Source organism: Ruegeria sp. AP12 (assembly GCF_056540025.1).
This window is the reverse complement of record NZ_JBQFVZ010000015.1, coordinates 1-2,500: the sequence shown is the minus strand read 5'-3', so window position 1 is coordinate 2,500 and position 2,500 is coordinate 1. Positions and strand designations below refer to the sequence as shown.

Annotated in this window: 2 rRNA genes (1 of these 2 cut by a window edge); both read left to right on the top strand. The window is 54.4% G+C overall.

Annotation, left to right across the window (positions count from 1 at the left end):
- A 23S ribosomal RNA gene (locus ACR0E6_RS20620) occupies nucleotides 1-2,161 on the top strand (it extends 705 nt beyond the left edge of the window).
- 201 nt (nucleotides 2,162-2,362) lie between these two features.
- Nucleotides 2,363-2,477, top strand: a 5S ribosomal RNA gene (gene rrf, locus ACR0E6_RS20615).
- The last annotated feature ends 23 nt before the right edge of the window (nucleotides 2,478-2,500 follow it).

Genomic DNA, 2,500 nt, shown 5'->3' with positions numbered 1-2,500 from the left:
GATCTAGGCATGGCCAGGTTGAAGGTAAGGTAACACTTACTGGAGGACCGAACCCACATCCGTTGAAAAGGATCGGGATGAGCTGTGCCTAGGGGTGAAAGGCCAATCAAACTCGGAGATAGCTGGTTCTCTGCGAAATCTATTTAGGTAGAGCGTCATCCGAATACCCCGGGGGGTAGAGCACTGGATGGGTAATGGGGCCCCACAGGCTTACTGATCCTAACCAAACTCCGAATACCCGGGAGTACTAGATGGCAGACACACTGCGGATGCTAACGTCCGTAGTGGAGAGGGAAACAACCCTGACCTACGACTAAGGCCCCCAATTCATGGCTAAGTGGGAAAGCAGGTGGGACGACCAAAACAACCAGGAGGTTGGCTTAGAAGCAGCCATCCTTTAAAGATAGCGTAACAGCTCACTGGTCTAAATAAGTTGTCCTGCGGCGAAGATGTAACGGGGCTCAAGCCATGAGCCGAAGTCTAGGGATGCGTAAGCATCGGTAGCAGAGCGTAGTGTGACATAGCACTCATCCTGTATTATCGCCGGTCATTTGGCGCGAGCAATCGCGCTCAAGTAGCCGAATAGGCGGTAGCGCAGGATAGAGTGTTTTCGATGAAGCTGGGGCGTGAGCCATCCGGTGGAGAGATCACTAGTGAGAATGATGACATGAGTAGCGACAAAGAGTGTGAGAGACACTCTCGCCGAAAGTCCAAGGGTTCCTGCTTAAAGCTAATCTGAGCAGGGTAAGCCGGCCCCTAAGCCGAGGCCGAAAGGCGTAGGCGATGGGAACTAGGTTAATATTCCTAGGCCAGGAGGATGTGACGGATCACAGGTGTAGTTCAATCTTATCGGATTGATTGGGCTGCTGAGTGGTTCCTGGAAATAGCCCTCCATCAGACCGTACCCTAAACCGACACAGGTGGACTGGTAGAGCATACCAAGGCGCTTGAGAGAACGATGTTGAAGGAACTCGGCAAAATACCTCCGTAAGTTCGCGAGAAGGAGGCCCGGTTCCTAGGCAACTAGGGGCTGGGGGCACAAACCAGGGGGTGGCGACTGTTTATTAAAAACACAGGGCTCTGCGAAGTCGCAAGACGACGTATAGGGTCTGACGCCTGCCCGGTGCCTGAAGGTTAAAAGGAGAGGTGAGAGCCTTGAATTGAAGCCCAGGTAAACGGCGGCCGTAACTATAACGGTCCTAAGGTAGCGAAATTCCTTGTCGGGTAAGTTCCGACCTGCACGAATGGCGTAACGACTTCCCCGCTGTCTCCAACATCGACTCAGCGAAATTGAATTGCCTGTCAAGATGCAGGCTTCCCGCGGTTAGACGGAAAGACCCCGTGCACCTTTACTACAGCTTCGCACTGGCATCAGGATTGTGATGTGCAGGATAGGTGGTAGGCTTTGAAGCAGGAACGCAAGTCCCTGTGGAGCCTCCCTTGAGATACCACCCTTCGCACTCTTGATGTCTAACCGCGGTCCGTTATCCGGATCCGGGACCCTGCGTGGCGGGTAGTTTGACTGGGGCGGTCGCCTCCTAAAGCGTAACGGAGGCGCGCGAAGGTTGGCTCAGAGCGGTCGGAAATCGCTCGTTGAGTGCAATGGCAGAAGCCAGCCTGACTGCAAGACTGACAAGTCGAGCAGAGTCGAAAGACGGCCATAGTGATCCGGTGGTCCCGAGTGGAAGGGCCATCGCTCAACGGATAAAAGGTACGCCGGGGATAACAGGCTGATACTGCCCAAGAGTCCATATCGACGGCAGTGTTTGGCACCTCGATGTCGGCTCATCTCATCCTGGGGCTGGAGCAGGTCCCAAGGGTACGGCTGTTCGCCGTTTAAAGAGGTACGTGAGCTGGGTTTAGAACGTCGTGAGACAGTTCGGTCCCTATCTGCCGTGGGTGTAGGAGACTTGAGAGGAGTTGCCCCTAGTACGAGAGGACCGGGGTGAACGATCCACTGGTGGACCAGTTGTCGTGCCAACGGCAGTGCTGGGTAGCTATGATCGGACAGGATAACCGCTGAAGGCATCTAAGCGGGAAGCCCCCCTCAAAACAAGGTCTCCCTGAGGGCCGTGGAAGACCACCACGTCAATAGGCCGGAGATGTAAGCGCAGTAATGCGTTCAGTTGACCGGTACTAATCGCCCGATAGGCTTGATTTGATCCAGTAACAGAAAGACAAATCAAACCAGAAGCATACACCGACCTTGAGTTGGACAATTACGTCGCTTTTGCTACGCAAACAGCGACGGTGTTGATTGAAAACACAACCGGGCAGGACCGCGCATCCGCTTCGCGAATACGCTGCCTCCTGCTCGTCGCTTTTTTGCTCCGCAAAAACAGCGACGTGGGCTTTTCCTCGGTTTGGTGGTCATAGCGCAAGTGAAACACCCGGTCCCATACCGAACCCGGAAGTTAAGCACTGCCGCGCCAATGGTACTTGGGCTTAAGCCCCGGGAGAGTAGGTCACCGCCAAACCTAGTAAAAGCCCATATCTCTCT